Raw genomic sequence first — 16736 nt, forward strand, 5'->3', positions numbered from 1 at the left:
GCTCACGCGTCCCGGCAGATCAGCAGCAGCGCCCGGTCGTCGTTGACGTCCTTGGCCACCGCCTCGATGAGGTGCCAGGCCGCACCGTGGAAGCCGCCGGTCACATACCGGTCGGCTTCCCCTGTGAGGCGGTCGATGCCCTCGCTGATGTCCCGGTCGGAGGTCTCGACGAGGCCGTCCGTGAACAGCATCAGCACGTCACCGGGGCGCAAGGTGCCCTTCGTGGCGTCGAACTCGGCCCCGTCGTAGACGCCGAGCAGCGGGCCCTCGGCCGCCTTCTCCTCCCAGCGCCCGGTGCCCGAGCTGAGCTGGAGGCCCGGCGGGTGGCCCGCGGAGTACAGCTCGTAGTCCCCCGATTCGAGGTCCAGGACGAGGTGGATCGAGGTCGCGAAGCCCTCGTCCCAGTCCTGGCGGAGCAGATAGCCGTTGGCCGCGGGCAGGAAGGCGTGCGGCGGCAGCGAGCCGAGCAGCCCGCTGAAGGCTCCGGCCAGGAGCAGCGCCCGCGAGGCCGCGTCCATGCCCTTGCCGGACACATCCGTGAGGACGACCTCCAGCGTGCGGCCGTTGTTCGTACGGGCCGCCACCACGAAGTCACCGGAGAACGACTGGCCGCCCGCCGGGCGCAGCGCCATCTCGCGGTGCCAGCCCGGCGGCAGCTTGGGCAGCCGGCTCTGCGTGCGGATCCGCTCGCGCAGGTCGAAGAGCATCGTTCCGCCACGCCGCCAGGGCACGCCGACGCGGCTGCGGAACTGGGCGATGAGCAGGCCGAAGAACCCGCAGGCCGCGACCGTGAGCACGGTGCCGGGCGTGACCCCGGCCGAGCGCTGCGTGTAGGGGCCGAGCTGGAACGATTCCACGATCAGCGCCGCTGCCGCCGCCGCGTAGAGACCGAGCAGGCTGGCCGGGCGCAGCAGCAGGCCGCCCGCGACGATCGGCAGGACGAGGACGGCGGGCGCGCACCAGACGGGGTTCAGGATCGTCGCCGCGGCGATCACCGGGATCGTGATGAGCAGCCCGACGAGCGCGATCCAGTCCGAACCGTCCCCGCGGAAGTAGTCCACCCCGGATTTGCGCACGGCCGTGCGAGCCCGGTGCACACGCATCCTCAACCGGGCCGGGAACGTATCGGCTTCCGCGCGCTGTCCGCGCCCGCGCCGTTCTCGTCGTACCGCCATTGTTCGTGGACCTTATCCACCGGGTCCGGTGCTGTGCACGGGAGGTCCCACTTGTCCCCCTTTCCGGGCACGCCCGTCAGCCCCGGTACGAGAGGGAAATTCCCTCGCCCGTCGCTGCCCGCCCTGGTAGGGATGGCGTATGGCGACCGATCTGCGCACGTTGCGGGACAGCGAGTGGGACCACTGGTACGGGAAGCTGGAGCGGGCCTTCGGCGGAGTGGGCGAGGCGCCCGAGGAGCGCGGGCTCTACCAGGAGCTGACCGCCGTGGACCGCTCGCTCGGGGTCTGGGACGGGGACGAGTGCGTGGGCACGGCGGGCAGCTTCCCGTTCCGCGTCTCGGTGCCCGGCGGGGCCTTCGTGGCAGCGGCGGGCGTGACCATGGTCAGCGTCGCCGCGACGCACCGCAGGCGGGGCATCCTGACCGAGATGATGCGCCGTCAACTCGATGACGTACGAGGGTGGGGCGAGCCCCTCGCGGTGCTCACGGCGTCCGAGCCCGTGATCTACGGGCGGTTCGGCTACGGGACCGGGACCCGCAAGGCGACGGTGCGCATCGAGGCACGCCGGGTGCACATCGACGCACCCGCCGGGGCCGATGACCTGCGACTTCGGTACGTGGACCCGGCGCAGGCCGCGGAGCGCTGCGAGGCCGCGTATCTGCGGACCATGGGGACGCGGCCCGGGATGCTCGGGCGGCTGCCCGGCTGGGAGCGGCTTGCGCTGCTCGACCCGGAGCGGGAGCGGGGCGGGGCGTCGCCGCTCCAGTGCGTCGTCGCCGAACTCGGCGGGGAGGCCGTTGGGTTCGCACGTTTCCACGTGAAGCCGGAGTCCGCGCACGGGCTGGATCAGAGCACCGTCCTGGTACGCGAGGTGACCGCGGTCGAGCCCGCGGCGTACGCGGCGCTGTGGCGGTTCCTGTGCTCCATCGACCTGACGGAGACCGTGGAGTGCGACAACCTGCCGGTGGACGATCCGCTGTTCTCGCTGGTCTCCGACATCCGGCGGTGCCACGTACGGGTGCGCGACTCGATGCACGTACGCCTGGTGGAGGTCGGCGAGGCGCTCGAAGCACGTACGTATCTGACGCCCGTGGACGCCGTGTTCGAGGTGCGGGACGCCTTCTGCCCCTGGAACGAGGGGCGTTGGCGGCTCACGGGTGACGCGAAGGGCGGCGCGTCCTGCAAGCGGACCGAGGAGCCGGCCGATCTCGCCCTGTCTGTACGGGAGTTGGGCGCTGCCTACCTCGGTGACGCGTCACTGCTCGAACTCGCGGGGGCCGGGCGGGTGCGGGAGCTGCGGCCGGGGGCGCTCGCGGAGGCGTCGGTGGCGTTCGGCTCGGCGCTCGCGCCGTGGTTGCAGCACGGGTTCTAACGGGCCGGTTGACAGGTCGGGCACCAGAAGAGGTTGCGGGCCGCCAGTTCCGCCGTGCGGATCTCGGTGCCGCACAGGTGGCAGGGCTGGGGTGCGCGCCGGTAGACGTAGACCTCGCCGCCGTGGTCGTCGACGCGCGGCGGGCGGTTCATCGCCTCGGGGGTGTGCTCGGGGCGGACGGTGTCGATGCGGTTGGCGCGGACGCCGTCGTGCATGAGCGCGACCAAGTCGTCCCAGACGGCCGCTAGTTGGGCGGGCGTCAGGTTCCTTCCCGGGGTGTACGGGTCGATGCCGTGCCGGAAGAGGACCTCGGCGCGGTAGACGTTGCCGACGCCCGAGATCACCTTCTGATCCATGAGGAGCGCGGCGATGGTGGTGCGGCTGCGGGAGATGCGGTCGTGGGCCCGGGTCGGGTCCTCGTCGGGGCGCAACGGGTCGGGGCCGAGGCGGTCGTGTATCGCCTGCTTCTCGGCGTCCGTGATGAGCGCGCAGGTGGTGGGGCCGCGGAGGTCCGCGTAGTGGGTGGCGTTCGCCAGGCGCAGGCGGACGGTGTCCGTGGGGGGCGGGGCGGGGGTGGCGCCGAAGGTGTACTTGCCGAAGAGGCCGAGGTGGATGTGGATCCAGGCGTCGTCGTCGCCGAAGCCGAGGAAGAGGTGTTTGCCGTGGGCCTCGGTGCGGGTGAGCTTTTGACCGGTGAGGAGCGCTGCGGCGTCGGAGAACTTGCCCTGCGGGCTGCTCACCGTGGTCTTGCGGCCGGCGAACTTCTCGGCGTGGTCCTTGGCGAGCCGGTGGATCGTGTGACCTTCGGGCACGCCGTTCCTTTCGGGTATCCGTGGTTGACGCCTCGGGGCTCCGCCCCGGACCCCGCGCCTCAATCGCCGGCGGGCTTGAGGCGGTCGACCAGATCAAGCCCCTGCGGCGATTGAGCAGCGGGGTCCGGGGCGGAGCCCCGGGAGCGCAACCCCTGGTGGGCTAGTCCTGCTGCGGGTGGTGGGCCGGGATGGCCGGGAGGACGCCCGACGTCTCGTAGGCCGACAGCATGTCGATGCGGCGCTGGTGGCGCTCCTCGTTGGAGTACGGCGTCGCCAGGAAGATCTCGACGAACTTCGTCGCCTCCTCCTCCGTGTGCATCCGCCCACCGATGGAGATCACGTTCGCGTTGTTGTGCTCACGGCCGAGCGCAGCGGTCTGCTCGCTCCAGGCGAGGGCCGCACGGACGCCCTTCACCTTGTTCGCGGCGATCTGCTCGCCGTTGCCGGAGCCGCCGATCACGATGCCGAGGGCGTCGGGGTCCGCCGCCGTCCGCTCCGCGGCGCGGAGGCAGAACGGCGGGTAGTCGTCCTGGGCGTCGTAGATGTGGGGCCCGCAGTCGACGGGCTCGTGGCCATGGGCCTTGAGCCATTCGACCAGGTGGTTCTTGAGTTCGTAGCCGGCATGATCCGAGCCGAGGTACACGCGCATGGGTCCGAGTGTGGCACGACGCGGGCCGGGTAGCCGCGTCCGGGTACCCGGCGCCGCCGGTCGTGACCTTGACAACGATCCGGACTCAAAGCTTCCGCTCGGGCACGTCGGTGCGTTGAATGCGAACGCACGTTTACTCCGAACGTAAGGACCGTGCATGACCACGCAGTCGCCCCCCACCTCCGGGGCCACGTCCGGGACGCCGCCCACCGGCGACGGCGAGCTCAAGGCAGGGCTGAAGAACCGGCACCTGTCCATGATCGCCATCGGTGGTGTGATCGGCGCCGGACTCTTCGTCGGCTCCGGCTCCGGCATCGCCGCCGCCGGGCCCGCCATCCTGATCTCGTACGCCCTCGTCGGCGCGATGGTCGTCTTCGTGATGCGGATGCTGGGCGAGATGGCCGCCGCACGGCCCTCCTCCGGTTCCTTCTCCGCCTACGCCGACCAGGCGCTCGGCCGCTGGGCCGGCTTCTCCATCGGCTGGCTGTACTGGTTCTTCTGGGTCGTGGTGCTCGCCGTGGAGGCGACCGCAGGCGCTAAGATCCTCAACGGCTGGATACCGGGCGTGCCCCAGTGGGGCTGGGCACTGATCGTGATGGTCGTGCTCACCGTCGTGAACCTGGCGGCCGTCGGCTCGTACGGAGAGTTCGAGTTCTGGTTCGCCGGGATCAAGGTCGTCGCGATCGCGGCGTTCGTGATCGTGGGCCTGCTCGCCGTCTTCGGGCTGCTGCCGGGCTCCGACAACCCGGGCTCCGGGCTCGGGCACCTCACCGATTCCGGTGGCTTCTTCCCGAAGGGGCCCGGCGCGATCCTCACCGGTGTCCTGATGGTCGTGTTCTCCTTCATGGGCTCCGAGATCGTCACGCTCGCCGCCGGTGAGTCCGAGGACCCGCAGAAGGCCGTCACCCGGGCCACGAACTCCGTGATCTGGCGCATCGGCATCTTCTACCTGGGCTCGATCTTCGTCGTCCTCACGCTGTTGCCGTGGAACGACCCGTCGATCGTCTCGGAGGGCTCGTACGTCGCGGCCCTGAACTCCATCGGCATCCCGCACGCCGGGCAGGTCATGGACGTCATCGTGCTCACGGCCGTCCTGTCGTGCCTGAACTCCGGGCTCTACACCGCTTCCCGCATGGCCTTCTCGCTCGGGCAGCGCGGTGACGCGCCGAAGGCGTTCGCGAAGACCACGTCGCGCGGTGTGCCGCGGGTCGCGATCCTCGGCTCCGTCGTGTTCGGGTTCCTCGCCGTCTGGTTCAACTACCAGTGGCCGGACACCGTCTTCAACTTCCTGCTGAACTCCTCCGGAGCCGTCGCGCTGTTCGTGTGGCTCGTCATCTGCTTCACGCAGCTGAAGATGCGCGGGATGATCCTCCGGGACCAGCCGGAGAAGCTCGTCGTCAAGATGTGGCTGTTCCCGTATCTGACGTGGGCGACGATCGCGATGATCTCGTTCGTGCTGGTGTACATGCTGACGGATGACGCGGGGCGGGAGCAGGTTCTGCTTTCCCTGCTCGTTGCGGCGTTCGTCGTTGGGGTTGCGCTCGTGCGCGAGAAGGTTCAGCGGCAGAAGGTCTGACGTTTCGTTGCGGGGTCCGGGGTCGGCGTCGCGGGGCGCTGCCCCGGACCCCGCGCCTCAATCGCCGGCGCGGCTGAATGTGGTGAACGTCGATTTCACCTTTTCGTACGTCGCCTTCGCCCGTCCCTCCGTCTCCGGGCGGTACCACGTGCCCACCTGGTAGGAGCGGCTGCCGCGGTCGAAGCCCAGGAGTTCCGCGTGCCAGCGGGCGCCCTTCAGGGTGAAGAGGTACTCCCAGACCACCGCGGGGCGGCCGCGGAACGTGGTGCGGGTCAGGCGGAGCTTCTTGTAGTCCTGGCCCTGGTGGGCCGCGCGTTCGGACTTCTGCCACGTGGCCAGTAGGTCGTCCTTGGCGAGGGCCGACTGGGCGACGAGCTCCTGGGTGCCGTCCGGTGACGTGTAGTGCACCTCGGACGCCGTCTTCACCACCCGCTCCCAGCCCTTCGGCGGCACCCACGCGTACCCCGCCTCCCGCCGCGCGCCCGCGGGGAGGGTCTCGGTGGGCGGCCGGGACGTGCCCTCGACGGTGGGCGGGCGGGACGTCGTCGGTGTCGAGCCGCCGGCCCGCGGGTCCCCGTTCGGCAGCGTGAGGGCGAGGGTCACCGCGAGGCCCACGGCCAGCGCTCCTCCCCCGGCGGCGACCAGGGCCGTCCTGCGGCGGTTCGGCCGCCGGGGCCGCGCGGGTACCGGCTCGGGCGCGGGCTCCGGGCGGCGCAGGCCGATGTCGAGGGTGCGGGTCCTGGGCGGCGGCGCCTCAGGGGTCCTCGGGGTCTCGGCGGGCGTCAGTGCCCCGGCCACCGTGTCGATGTCGGGGCGGTCCTGCGGCTCCTTCGCCAGCAGGCCCGCGAGGAGCGGGCCCAGCCGGCCCGGCTCGGGCGGCAGCCGCGGCTCCTCGTACAGGACCGCGTGCAGGGTCGCGAGGGTCGTCTCCCGGGAGAACGGTGAGCTGCCGCCGAGCGCCGCGCAGAGCGTCGCCCCGAGGGACCACAGGTCGGACGGCGGGCCCTGCGGGCGGCCCGCGACCCGCTCCGGTGCCATGTAATCGGGCGAGCCGACCAGCATGCCGACCATCGTGAGCGCCTTGGCGTCCTGGATCGCGGCGATGCCGAAGTCGGTGAGCATGACGCGGCGCTGTCCCACGCGCTCGATCAGTACGTTGCCGGGCTTGATGTCCCGGTGCAGCACGCCGCCCGCGTGCACCTGGCGCAGCGCCCCGGCCAGACTCAGCCCGATCCGCTCGACCTCGTCCGCGGACAGCGGTCCGTCCTCGACGAGGATCTGCTCCAGGGAGCGACCGTCGACCAGTTCCATGACGATCCACAGGCGTTCGTCCTCGTCGACGACGTCGTAGACGCGCACCACCCCGGGGTGGTCGATGCGGGCCGTGGCGCGGGCCTCGCGCAGCGTGCGCTCGCGGCGGGTGCGGGCGTCCTCGGGGTCGAGCCCGTCGATGCGCATTTCCTTGACGGCGACCCGGCGGTCGAGCATTTCGTCCACCGCGCGCCACACGCGTCCCATTCCGCCCTGGCCTATCGATTCGTCCAGGCGGTAGCGGGACGCCACCAGTAATCCCTGGACGCCTCCGCTCGCATTCCCAGGCAATCGACTGCACCCCCGAAACACAGAGAATCACAAATTCGACGCTTCGCGCCGCCCCAGCATAGTGCGGAGAAATCTTGTGGTACCTCTTCAAGTGCCGCGAATTCGGCTGCGGTTGGGGGAAGCGGAAAGACCTAGGGGGACGACGAGCATGAGTTCACGACGTCAGATCAAAATCGCCGGGTCGCTGTGCGCGGCCGCCGTGACGGCGTTCATGGCGCTGCCCAGTGCCGCGCTCGCGGACGACGGGCCTGGTCCGGGCAGTGAAGAGGGCGGAAAGGCGGTGGACGCGGCACCCTCGGGCGTGCAGCTGACCACGACGCTGCCGAAGAAGATCTCGGCCGACAACTCGACCGGGCAGACGCAGAATCTGGTCGCGACCGTCGGCAATCAGGGAAGCAAGGGAAGCGGTCCGGTCATCCTGGCGGTCGTGGGATTCGACGGGCTCGTGGTGAAGGATGTGCCGAACTGCACAGCGATACCGGAGAACAAGCTGCCGAAGGGGTCCAACAGCGGATTCTCCTGCGCCATCGAGAATCTCGCGGCAGGAAAGTCGAAGTCGTACAAGGTCGCCGCGACATTCGATCTCGACAAGACCGGGAAGATCTGCCTGCCGGTGCAGAGCGGGGACACGAAGAAGACGTTCTGGCAGCAGGGCCCGGTGCCGTTCGGCACGACGAGCCCCTCGCCCAACGCGCCGGTCACTCCGCTGCTGCTCGGCACGGAGAACAAACCGGCCGCCCCTGCCGGGGACACCGGGGACAAGGGCGGCGGCAACGATCAGGAGGCGCTGCCCTCGACCGGCGTCGGTGACGCCGCACTGCCGCTTGGCGCGGTCGGGGCCGCGCTGCTCGCGGCCGGCGGGGCGGGCCTGTGGTGGACCCGCCGCACCGACCCGGGCGCGCGTTAGGCGCTTACTGGTCGGCTGGTTGTCGACTACTTGTCGGCGAGCTTCCAGGCGGTGGGCAGCGCGCCCATCGCCAGGGCCGCCTTCAGGACGTCGCCGAGCAGGAACGGCGTGAGGCCCGCGGCGATCGCGGCCGTGAGGCCCATGCCGGTGGACAGGGCCAGGTACGGCACGCCGACCGCGTAGACGATGGCCTCACCGAGGACGAACGTTCCCGCGGTGCGCAGCATCGAGCGGTCGCCGCCGCGCCGGGCGAGCGCGCCGACGGCGGCCGAGGCCAGCATCAGGCCGATGACGTAGCCGAACGAGGCCGTCGCCATGCCGGAGCCGCCCTCCGCGAACCACGGCACGCCGGCCATGCCCGCGAGCGCGTACACGGCGAGCGCGAGGAAGCCGCGGCGGGCGCCGAGCGCGGTGCCGACGAGCAGCGCGGCGAAGGTCTGTCCGGTCACCGGCACCGGCGAGCCGGGGACCGGGATGGCGATCTGCGCGGCGATGCCGGTGAGGGCGGCGCCGCCCACGACAAGTGCGATGTTCTTCGCACGGGAGGCGGGGAGGAGGTCGGCCAGGACCTTGCCCGGACGGGCGGTCGTAACGGCGGCGGTGCTCATGGGGACTCCGCGTTCAGTGAGAGGACCTTGCGGTCGGGCAGGGACAGGTGCAGGACTTTGTGACGCTATCCCAAGGGAGTTGGGGCGATCACGGTCGCCGGTCGACAAAGGGGCCCACGCCGTGTTGGTGGGCTCTGAACAAACAACGGCGCGTACACCCCGTACAAGGTGATGCTTGTCACTGGGTGAGGCCGCGGGGTAGTCCGTTTTGCACGCGGGGCCGCCCGAACGGGAGACTGTAGGTTCCCGCCAAACCGCGCACACCCGCGCGACCGCACATCCGAGATCGGCTGAAGCCCCATGCAAGACGAACCACTCTCCGCCGGGCTGAAGCAGCGCCACCTCACGATGCTCGGCCTCGGCGGGGTCATCGGCGCGGGCCTGTTCGTCGGCTCGGGCGCCGGTATCGCGGTCGCGGGTCCCGGCATCGTCGTCTCGTACCTGATCGCGGGCGCGCTCGCGATGCTGGTGATGCGGATGCTCGGCGAGATGTCCGCCGCGATGCCCGCGTCCGGTTCCTTCTCGGTGCACGCGGAGCGCGCGCTCGGCAAGTGGGCCGGGTTCAGCGTCGGCTGGCTCTACTGGTTCATGCTCGTGGTGGTACTCGCCGTAGAGGCGACGGGCGCCGCGCAGATCGCGAACGGCTGGGTGCCGGGCGTCCCGCAGTGGGCCTGGGTGCTGCTCTTCATGGTCGTGTTCACCGCCGCCAACCTGACGGCGGTGAAGAACTTCGGCGAGTTCGAGTTCTGGTTCGCGGCCCTCAAGGTCTTCGCGATCGTCGCGTTCCTGATCCTCGGCACCCTCGCGATCTTCGGACTGCTGCCGGACACCGATCCGGTCGGCCTCACCCATCTGACCGGGGACGGCGGGTTCCTGCCGCACGGCTGGCAGGGCGTCGTCTCCGGAGTCCTCGCGGTGGTCTTCGCGTTCGGCGGCCTGGAGGTCGTCACGATCGCGGCCGCCGAGTCCGAGGACCCGGCCCGTTCGGTGGCGCGCGCGGTGCGCAGCGCGGTGTACCGGATCCTGTTCTTCTACGTCGGGTCGATGCTGGTCATCGTGACCGTGCTGCCCTGGACGGAGCAGAAGGCGGGGATCAGCCCGTACGTCATCGTGCTCGATTCGATCGGTGTGCCGTCCGCGGCGCAGGTCATGAACATCGTGGTGTTCGTGGCGCTGCTGTCCGCGCTGAACGCCAACCTCTACGGCTCCTCGCGCATGATCTTCTCGCTGGCCGAGCGCGACGAGGCGCCCAGGACGCTGCTGAAGGTGAGCGGCGGCGGAGTGCCGCGGCGCGCGGTCCTCGCCTCGGTGGCCTTCGGGTTCATCTCGGTGCTGCTCAACCTGGAGTGGCCGGACACGATCTTCCTCTACATGCTCAACTCGGTCGGCGCGGTGCTGCTGTTCGTCTGGGCGCTGATCGCCGTGTCGCAGCTGCGGCTGCGGCGGCGCATCGAGCAGGAGGCCCCGGAGCGCCTCGTGTTGCGGATGTGGGCGTTCCCCTACCTGACGTGGGTGGCGATCGTCGCGATGGCCGTGGTCTTCGGCCTGATGCTGACCGACGACACGGCGCGGCCGCAGTTGATGTGGTCGACCGGGGCGACGCTGCTCGTCCTCGCGGTCGCGGGCGTACGGGAGTTGCGCGCGCGGCGTGCCTGAGCGGTGCCCACACCTTCACCGTACGTCGACATGACCGTCGCGGCGTGTGAGCGTGGTGTCCGTATACCGGAAACGTATTCCCTGTGAGCGGGCCGTGCGCGGAGACTGTGGCAGTTTTACGCACCGTTTACGCCAGGACCGTCACCGCTACTGAACAGGGCACACCCATGTCTGGGAACTCAGCGCAGTCCACAGCAGAGAGTGCGGACGCGCGGCCGGAGGGACAGGAGCCGGCCGAGCCGTCGCTGTCGCACGGCCTCAAGCAGCGCCATCTTTCCATGATCGCGCTGGGCGGCGTGATCGGCGCCGGCCTCTTCGTGGGCTCCGGCACCGCGATCGCCGCCGCGGGCCCGTCGATCATCCTCGCCTACGCGATATCCGGCGCGCTCGTCATGCTCGTGATGCGCATGCTGGGCGAGATGGCGGCCGCCTACCCGGCCTCCGGCTCCTTCTCGGTGCATGCCGAGCGGGGCATCGGACCGTGGGCGGGCTTCACCGCGGGCTGGTCCTTCTGGTTCCTGCTCTGCGTGGCCGTCGGCCTGGAGGGCATCGGCGCGGCCGGCATCGTGCACGGCTGGGTGCCCGGCGTGCCGGAGTGGGCCTGGGTGGCCCTCTTCATGCTGCTGTTCACGGTCACGAACCTGTCGGCCGTGAAGAACTTCGGCGAGTTCGAGTTCTGGTTCGCCGCGCTCAAGGTCGGCGCGATCGTCCTCTTCCTCGTCATCGGAATCCTGGCGATCCTCGGTGTGCTGCCCGACGTCGAGGCCCCCGGCATGTCCAACCTCACCGGCCACGGCGGCTTCCTGCCGAACGGCACGGAGGGGTTGATCGTCGGCCTGCTCGCCTCGGTCTTCGCGTACGGCGGCCTGGAGACGGTGACGATCGCCGCCGCCGAGTCCGAGCACCCGATCCAGGGCGTCGCGAAGGCGGTCCGCACCGCGATGTGGCGCATCGCCCTCTTCTACGTCGGCTCGATGGCGGTCGTCGTGGTCCTGCTGCCCTGGACCGCGAAGGAGATCCCGACCAAGGGTCCGTACGTCGCCACGCTCGACTACCTGGGTGTCCCCGCGGCCGGCCAGATCATGAACGTGGTCATCCTCGTCGCGCTGCTCTCCGCCATGAACGCCAACATCTACGGCGCCTCGCGCATGGCCAGTTCGCTGGTCGCCCGCGGCATGGGCCCGAAGGTCATCGGCAAGATCACCAACGGGGTGCCGCGCGTCGCCGTCCTGCTGTCGGCGGTCTTCGGCTTCGTGTGCGTGCTGCTCAGCTACTGGCGTCCGGACGACGTCTTCGCCTGGCTCCTGAACACCATCGGCGCGATCATCCTCGTCGTCTGGTTCTTCATCGCCGTCTCGCAGCTGGTGCTGCGCCGCAAGCTGGAGCGCGAGGCGCCGGAGAAGCTCGTCGTGAAGATGTGGGCGTACCCCTACCTGACGATCATCGCGCTCGTCGGCATGGTCGCCGTCTTCGTCCTGATGGCCCGCGAGCACGACACGCGGATCCAGCTGTACTTCTCGGGCGGCCTGGCGGTCGTCCTCGCGGCGGTCGGGTACACGCGACAGAAGCTGGCGGAGAAGTAGCCGCACCGAGTTCAACCCGAAGGGCCCCCGGACCACTTGGTCCGGGGGCCCTTTCGTTGCGTCCGACACTCCTGCTGTTAGCCTGCACTTGCAATACAGTTGCAATAAGCAGTCGGAGGGCACGGAGAGACATGGCCACGTACACGCTTCCTGAGCTTCCGTACGACTACGCGGCGCTCGAGCCGGTGATCAACCCGCAGATCATCGAGCTGCACCACGACAAGCACCACGCGGCGTACGTGAAGGGTGCGAACGACACCCTGGAGCAGCTGGCCGAGGCCCGTGACAAGGAGTCGTGGGGCTCCATCAACGGCCTGGAGAAGAACCTGGCCTTCCACCTCTCCGGCCACATCCTGCACAGCATCTACTGGCACAACATGTCCGGCGACGGCGGTGGCGAGCCGCTCGCGGCGGACGGCGTGGGCGATCTCGCGGACGCGCTCAAGGAGTCCTTCGGCTCCTTCGCCGGCTTCAAGGCCCAGCTGACGAAGGCCGCGGCCACCACGCAGGGCTCCGGCTGGGGCGTCCTCGCGTACGAGCCGGTGAGCGGGCGGCTCATCGTCGAGCAGATCTACGACCACCAGGGCAACGTCGGTCAGGGCTCGACCCCGATCCTCGTGTTCGACGCCTGGGAGCACGCGTTCTACCTGCAGTACAAGAACCAGAAGGTCGACTTCATCGAGGCGATGTGGCGGGTCGTCAACTGGCAGGACGTGGCCAAGCGGTTCGCTGCCGCGAAGGAGCGGGCGTACAACCTGCTGCTGGTGCCGTGACCGGCACCGCGTAATGCGTCCCGCCTCGTGATCGTCTTCTCAACCTTCACGCAGGCGGGCGGAAAAGGGACGGGCCCCCGCGAGGACGTGACTCGCGGGGGCCTGTCGGTATGGGTGGTTCCGGAGGAACGTAAGCGCATGGCGTTCACACAAAACCTGCGCTGCGCGGGGTGCGGCTCCTACGAGGAGCACGCGCACCTCACGAAGACCCAGGAGGAATGGCTCCGCACGAAGGAGCCCGAGCTGACGAGCGCGGAGAGCCACTCCTACTGGAAATGCACCAAGAAGGGCTGCCGCACCCTGCGGCACCGCTGGCAGGCGGCCAAGACCTACACCCTGCCGCCTCCCGGCGAGGGCTAGGGCTTGTCGTTTGGATCAGGCTGGATGCGGGAGGCCGCTCCGTTCGGCTCCCCGAGTGGGGTCTGGTGCGTGCAGCTGCAAGGCGGAGGAGGGCGTCAACGCGAATGGGGCCTAGTCGAAGATCGGGCCCTGCGTGCGCGTGCGCTTGATCTCGTAGAAGCCCGGGACCGAGGCGACGAGGAGCGTGCCGTCCCAGAGCTTGGCCGCCTCCTCGCCCTTGGGCGCCGGGGTGACGACGGGGCCGAAGAAGGCGATCTGGTTGCCGTCGGCGCCCGGCACCGCGATGACCGGCGTGCCGACGTCCTGGCCGACCAGGTCGATGCCCTCCTTGTGGGAGGCGCGGAGCTCCTCCTCGTACTTCGTGCCGTCCCAGTGGTCGAGGAGCGAGGCGGGCAGACCGACCTCCTCCAGGGCTCCCGCGACGGCCTCCTTCGTGGGGCCCTCGCCGCGGTTGTGGATACGGGTGCCGAGCGCCGTGTAGAGGTCGCCGAGGACCTCCGCGCCGTGCTCCTGCTGGGCGGCGATGACGACGCGGACCGGGCCCCAGGCCTGGGTGCGCATCATCTCCTGATACTCCTCCGGCAGCTCGTCGAGGCGCGGCTCGTTGAGCACCGCGAGGCTCATCAGGTGCCAGCGGACCTTGATGTCGCGGACCTTCTCCACCTCCAGGACCCAGCGCGAGGTCATCCACGCCCAGGGGCACAGGGGGTCGAACCAGAAGTCGACAGGGGTCTTCTCGGACATGGTTCTCCTCAAGGTTCACCGGGTGGTCTCGGCTGCGGCAACGCGGTCCGTGCCCGGTCCATTCCCCGATGTCCGGTGTCGGAGCCGCGTGCGAGGATCGTAGGCGGCTGAACAGTTACGTCACAAAGGAGTGCCGCCGTGCCCGGTGAGAATCTGTCCCGCGACGAAGCCCGCGAGCGGGCGGGGCTGCTGTCCGTCGACGGGTACGAGGTGGCGCTCGACCTGCGCTCCGCGGTCGGCGACTTCGCCGGTGACGGGCCGCGAACCTTCCGGTCCGTGACCACGATCCGGTTCCGGTCGAACGAGGCGGGGGCGGCCACCTTCGTCGACCTGATCTCGCCGTCGGTGACGGCCGTGTCGCTGAACGGCGAGGACCTGGACCCGGCGGCGGTGTTCGACGGCAGCCGCATCCAGCTGGAGAGCCTGGCGGAGGACAACGAACTGGTGGTCGACGCCCAGTGCGCCTACTCGCGCACCGGCGAGGGAATGCACCGCTTCGTCGACCCCGAGGACGGCGAGGTCTACCTCTACACGCAGTACGAGCCGGCCGACGCGCGCCGGGTGTTCGCGAACTTCGAGCAGCCGGACCTGAAGGCCCCCTACCGGTTCAGCGTGCAGGCGCCCGAGGGGTGGACCGCGTGGTCCAACGGCGTGGGTGAACTGGTCGACGGTGTCTGGCGGTTCGCCGAGACCAAGCCCATCTCGACGTACATCACGGCGGTCGTCGCCGGCCCGTACCACTACGTGACGGACACCTACGAGCGGACCTTCGACGACGGTTCGAAGCTCGTCGTGCCGCTCGGCGCGATGTGCCGCAAGGGGCTCGCCCCGTACTTCGACGCCGACGACGTCTTCACGGTGACCAAGCAGGGCCTCGACTTCTTCCACGACAGCTTCGACTACCCGTACCCCTTCGGGAAGTACGACCAGGCCTTCGTGCCCGAGTACAACCTCGGCGCCATGGAGAACCCCGGAATGGTCACGTTCCGCGAGGAGTTCATCTTCCGCGGCAAGGTCACGCAGGCGTCCTACGAGCGGCGCGCGAACGTGATCCTGCACGAGATGGCCCACATGTGGTTCGGCGACCTCGTCACCATGCGCTGGTGGGACGACCTGTGGCTGAAGGAGTCCTTCGCGGACTTCATGGGCGCGTTCTCGATGGTGGAGGCGACGCGGTTCACGGACGGCTGGATCACCTTCGCCAACAACCGGAAGTCGTGGGCGTACCGGGCGGACCAGCTGCCGAGCACGCACCCCATTACCGCGGACATCCGGGACCTGGAGGACGCGAAGCTCAACTTCGACGGCATCACGTACGCCAAGGGCGCGTCCGTACTGAAGCAGTTGGTGGCGTACGTGGGCCGGGACGCGTTCCTCGAAGGCGCGCGGCGGTACTTCAAGCGGCACGCGTACGGGAACACCGACCTTGGCGATCTGCTCTCCGCGCTGGAGGAGACGAGCGGGCGCGATCTGGCGGCCTGGTCGCGGTCCTGGTTGCAGACCGCGGGCGTCAACTCCCTTACGCCACAGGTCACGTTGAACGCCGAAGGGCGGATCACCGAGCTGGCTGTCGTGCAGGAGGCCGCCGCCTCCCACCCCGAACTGCGGCCGCACCGCGTGGCCGTGGGCCTGTACCGGCGGACGGCCGGCGGGGCGGTCGAGCGGTACGCGCGCGCCGAGGTGGACGTGGACGGGCCGCGGACGGTCGTCGGCGAGCTGGCCGGTTCCGAGGCCCCCGAGCTGGTCCTGGTCAACGACGACGACCTCACGTACTGCAAGATCCGCTTCGACGAGGGATCGATGGCGACGCTGCGGGAGCGGCTCGGGGACATCTCCGACCCTTCCCCAAGCTCTTCGGGCAGGGGATACTCCATGGCGCGAGCCCTGTGCTGGTCGGCTCTGTGGAACGCGACGCGGGACGCGTTGATGCCGGCGCGGGACTTCATCGACCTCGTGCTGCGCTTCGCCGGGCGCGAGTCCGACATCGGCGTGCTGCAGATGCTGCACGCATGGGCGCGTTCCGCGCTCGTGCACTACGCGGCGCCCGAGTGGCGCGAGACCGGCGGGCGGCTGCTCGCCGAGGGCGCGCTCAAGGAGCTGCGGATCGCGGAGCCGGCCAGCCAGCACCAGCTGACGTGGGCGCGGTTCTTCGGCGCGGTCGCCTCCAGCGAGGCCGATCTGCAGCTGCTCCAGGGGCTGTTGGACGCGAACGGCGGCGGCGCGAAGATCGACGGGCTCGACGTCGACCAGGAGCTGCGGTGGGCGTTCCTTGAGACCCTCGCGACGTACGGGGCCGCCGACGAGTCCGTGCTGGCGGCGGAGCTGGCGCGGGACGACACCGCCTCCGGCAAGCGGCACCAGGTGCGGTGCCTCGCGGCGCGGCCCTCGGAGGCCGTGAAGGCGCAGGCCTGGGCGCAGGTCGTGGAGTCGGACGCGCTCAGCAACGCGCTGGTGGAGGCGACGATTTCGGGGTTCCAGCAGCCGTCGCAGCGGGCGCTCACCGCGGGGTACGTGGAGAAGTACTTCGCGGCGATCGAGCGGGTGTGGGGGGAGCGGTCGATTCAGATCGGGATGGATGTGGTGCGCGGGCTGTTCCCCGGGTTGCAGGACTCGTCGGCGACGTTGGCCGCCACGGATGCGTGGCTCTCCGGGCATGAGCAGGCGGCGCCGGCGTTGCGGCGGCTTGTGCTCGAGGCGCGGGACGACCTTGCGCGGGCGCTGCGGGGGCAGGCGTGTGACGGGGGCGCCGCCCGGTAGCCGGAGCGGTGGCGGCACCCCGGGGTTGCGGCCTCGGGGCTCCGCCCCGGACCCCGCGCCTCAATCGCCGGCGGGGCTTCAATTGGTGGAGCGTGTTACCGAACTCTGGCAATTGGGGCCGTAACCCAGGGTTCGCCTGGGGTTTTCGGCAGATGGAGAAGG

At 70.0% G+C, this 16736-nt stretch carries 14 protein-coding genes; 8 read left to right on the forward strand and 6 right to left on the reverse strand.

Annotated elements, in window-relative coordinates:
* Positions 1–2 precede the first annotated feature (2 nt).
* A complete protein-coding gene (locus ACIA8D_RS10945; RefSeq protein ID WP_399231059.1) occupies positions 3–1103 on the reverse strand; it encodes a PP2C family protein-serine/threonine phosphatase in 1101 nt (366 codons plus the stop codon).
* A 211-nt stretch (positions 1104–1314) separates the two neighbouring features.
* On the opposite strand from ACIA8D_RS10945, the gene ACIA8D_RS10950 reads away from it, so the two are divergent.
* Positions 1315–2547 (forward strand): GNAT family N-acetyltransferase, encoded by a 1233-nt coding sequence (locus ACIA8D_RS10950; protein WP_399230795.1) that lies wholly within the window; start codon positions 1315–1317, stop codon positions 2545–2547.
* Here ACIA8D_RS10950 and ACIA8D_RS10955 read toward each other — a convergent pair.
* Both ACIA8D_RS10955 and ACIA8D_RS10960 read right to left on the reverse strand, forming a co-directional pair.
* Positions 2544–3359 (reverse strand): Fpg/Nei family DNA glycosylase, encoded by an 816-nt coding sequence (locus ACIA8D_RS10955; protein ID WP_399230796.1) that lies wholly within the window; start codon positions 3357–3359, stop codon positions 2544–2546. The two genes, ACIA8D_RS10950 and ACIA8D_RS10955, sit on opposite strands and share 4 nt — an antisense overlap.
* Before the next feature lie 160 nt (positions 3360–3519).
* A complete protein-coding gene (locus ACIA8D_RS10960; RefSeq protein WP_399230799.1) occupies positions 3520–4008 on the reverse strand; it encodes a ribose-5-phosphate isomerase in 489 nt (162 codons plus the stop codon).
* Between the two features lie 157 nt (positions 4009–4165).
* On the opposite strand from ACIA8D_RS10960, the gene ACIA8D_RS10965 reads away from it, so the two are divergent.
* Positions 4166–5584, forward strand: a complete 1419-nt coding sequence (locus ACIA8D_RS10965; RefSeq protein ID WP_399230801.1) for an amino acid permease — start codon at positions 4166–4168, stop codon at positions 5582–5584.
* Between the two features lie 57 nt (positions 5585–5641).
* On the opposite strand, the gene ACIA8D_RS10970 is transcribed toward ACIA8D_RS10965, so the two are convergent.
* The gene (locus tag ACIA8D_RS10970) at positions 5642–7150 is read right to left on the reverse strand and encodes a serine/threonine-protein kinase (RefSeq protein ID WP_399231061.1); all 1509 of its coding nucleotides are present in this window, start codon (positions 7148–7150) and stop codon (positions 5642–5644) included.
* A gap of 184 nt (positions 7151–7334) precedes the next feature.
* Here ACIA8D_RS10970 and ACIA8D_RS10975 point away from each other — a divergent pair, with 184 nt between their 5' ends.
* Complete coding sequence (locus ACIA8D_RS10975; protein ID WP_399230802.1) at positions 7335–8093, forward strand: LPXTG cell wall anchor domain-containing protein; 759 nt, start codon at positions 7335–7337, stop codon at positions 8091–8093.
* Positions 8094–8119: 26 nt separating this feature from the next.
* Here the strand turns inward: ACIA8D_RS10975 and ACIA8D_RS10980 are convergent, their stop codons facing one another.
* Positions 8120–8701 (reverse strand): biotin transporter BioY, encoded by a 582-nt coding sequence (locus ACIA8D_RS10980; RefSeq protein ID WP_399230803.1) that lies wholly within the window; start codon positions 8699–8701, stop codon positions 8120–8122.
* Between the two features lie 300 nt (positions 8702–9001).
* On the opposite strand from ACIA8D_RS10980, the gene ACIA8D_RS10985 reads away from it, so the two are divergent.
* The 4 genes from ACIA8D_RS10985 to ACIA8D_RS11000 all read left to right on the forward strand — a co-directional run bounded on the left by ACIA8D_RS10985 (position 9002) and on the right by ACIA8D_RS11000 (position 13073).
* Positions 9002–10357 (forward strand): amino acid permease, encoded by a 1356-nt coding sequence (locus ACIA8D_RS10985; RefSeq protein ID WP_399230805.1) that lies wholly within the window; start codon positions 9002–9004, stop codon positions 10355–10357.
* Between the two features lie 167 nt (positions 10358–10524).
* Positions 10525–11940, forward strand: coding sequence for an amino acid permease (locus tag ACIA8D_RS10990; RefSeq protein ID WP_399230807.1), 1416 nt, complete (start codon positions 10525–10527; stop codon positions 11938–11940).
* 131 nt (positions 11941–12071) lie between these two features.
* Positions 12072–12713, forward strand: coding sequence for a superoxide dismutase (locus tag ACIA8D_RS10995; RefSeq protein WP_399230808.1), 642 nt, complete (start codon positions 12072–12074; stop codon positions 12711–12713).
* A 138-nt stretch (positions 12714–12851) separates the two neighbouring features.
* Entirely contained in the window at positions 12852–13073 is a 222-nt protein-coding gene (locus tag ACIA8D_RS11000) for a hypothetical protein (RefSeq protein WP_399230809.1), read from the forward strand.
* A 111-nt stretch (positions 13074–13184) separates the two neighbouring features.
* On the opposite strand, the gene ACIA8D_RS11005 is transcribed toward ACIA8D_RS11000, so the two are convergent.
* Positions 13185–13817 carry a DsbA family protein gene (locus tag ACIA8D_RS11005; RefSeq protein WP_399230811.1) on the reverse strand — a complete coding sequence of 211 codons (633 nt, stop codon included), beginning with the start codon at positions 13815–13817 and terminating at the stop codon, positions 13185–13187.
* 138 nt (positions 13818–13955) lie between these two features.
* Between ACIA8D_RS11005 and pepN the strand changes: the two genes are divergently transcribed.
* The gene (pepN, locus tag ACIA8D_RS11010; RefSeq protein WP_399230813.1) at positions 13956–16574 is read left to right on the forward strand and encodes an aminopeptidase N; all 2619 of its coding nucleotides are present in this window, start codon (positions 13956–13958) and stop codon (positions 16572–16574) included.
* Positions 16575–16736: the final 162 nt, after the last annotated feature.

Source organism: Streptomyces sp. NPDC051684, assembly GCF_044453445.1.
Classification (GTDB): domain Bacteria; phylum Actinomycetota; class Actinomycetes; order Streptomycetales; family Streptomycetaceae; genus Streptomyces.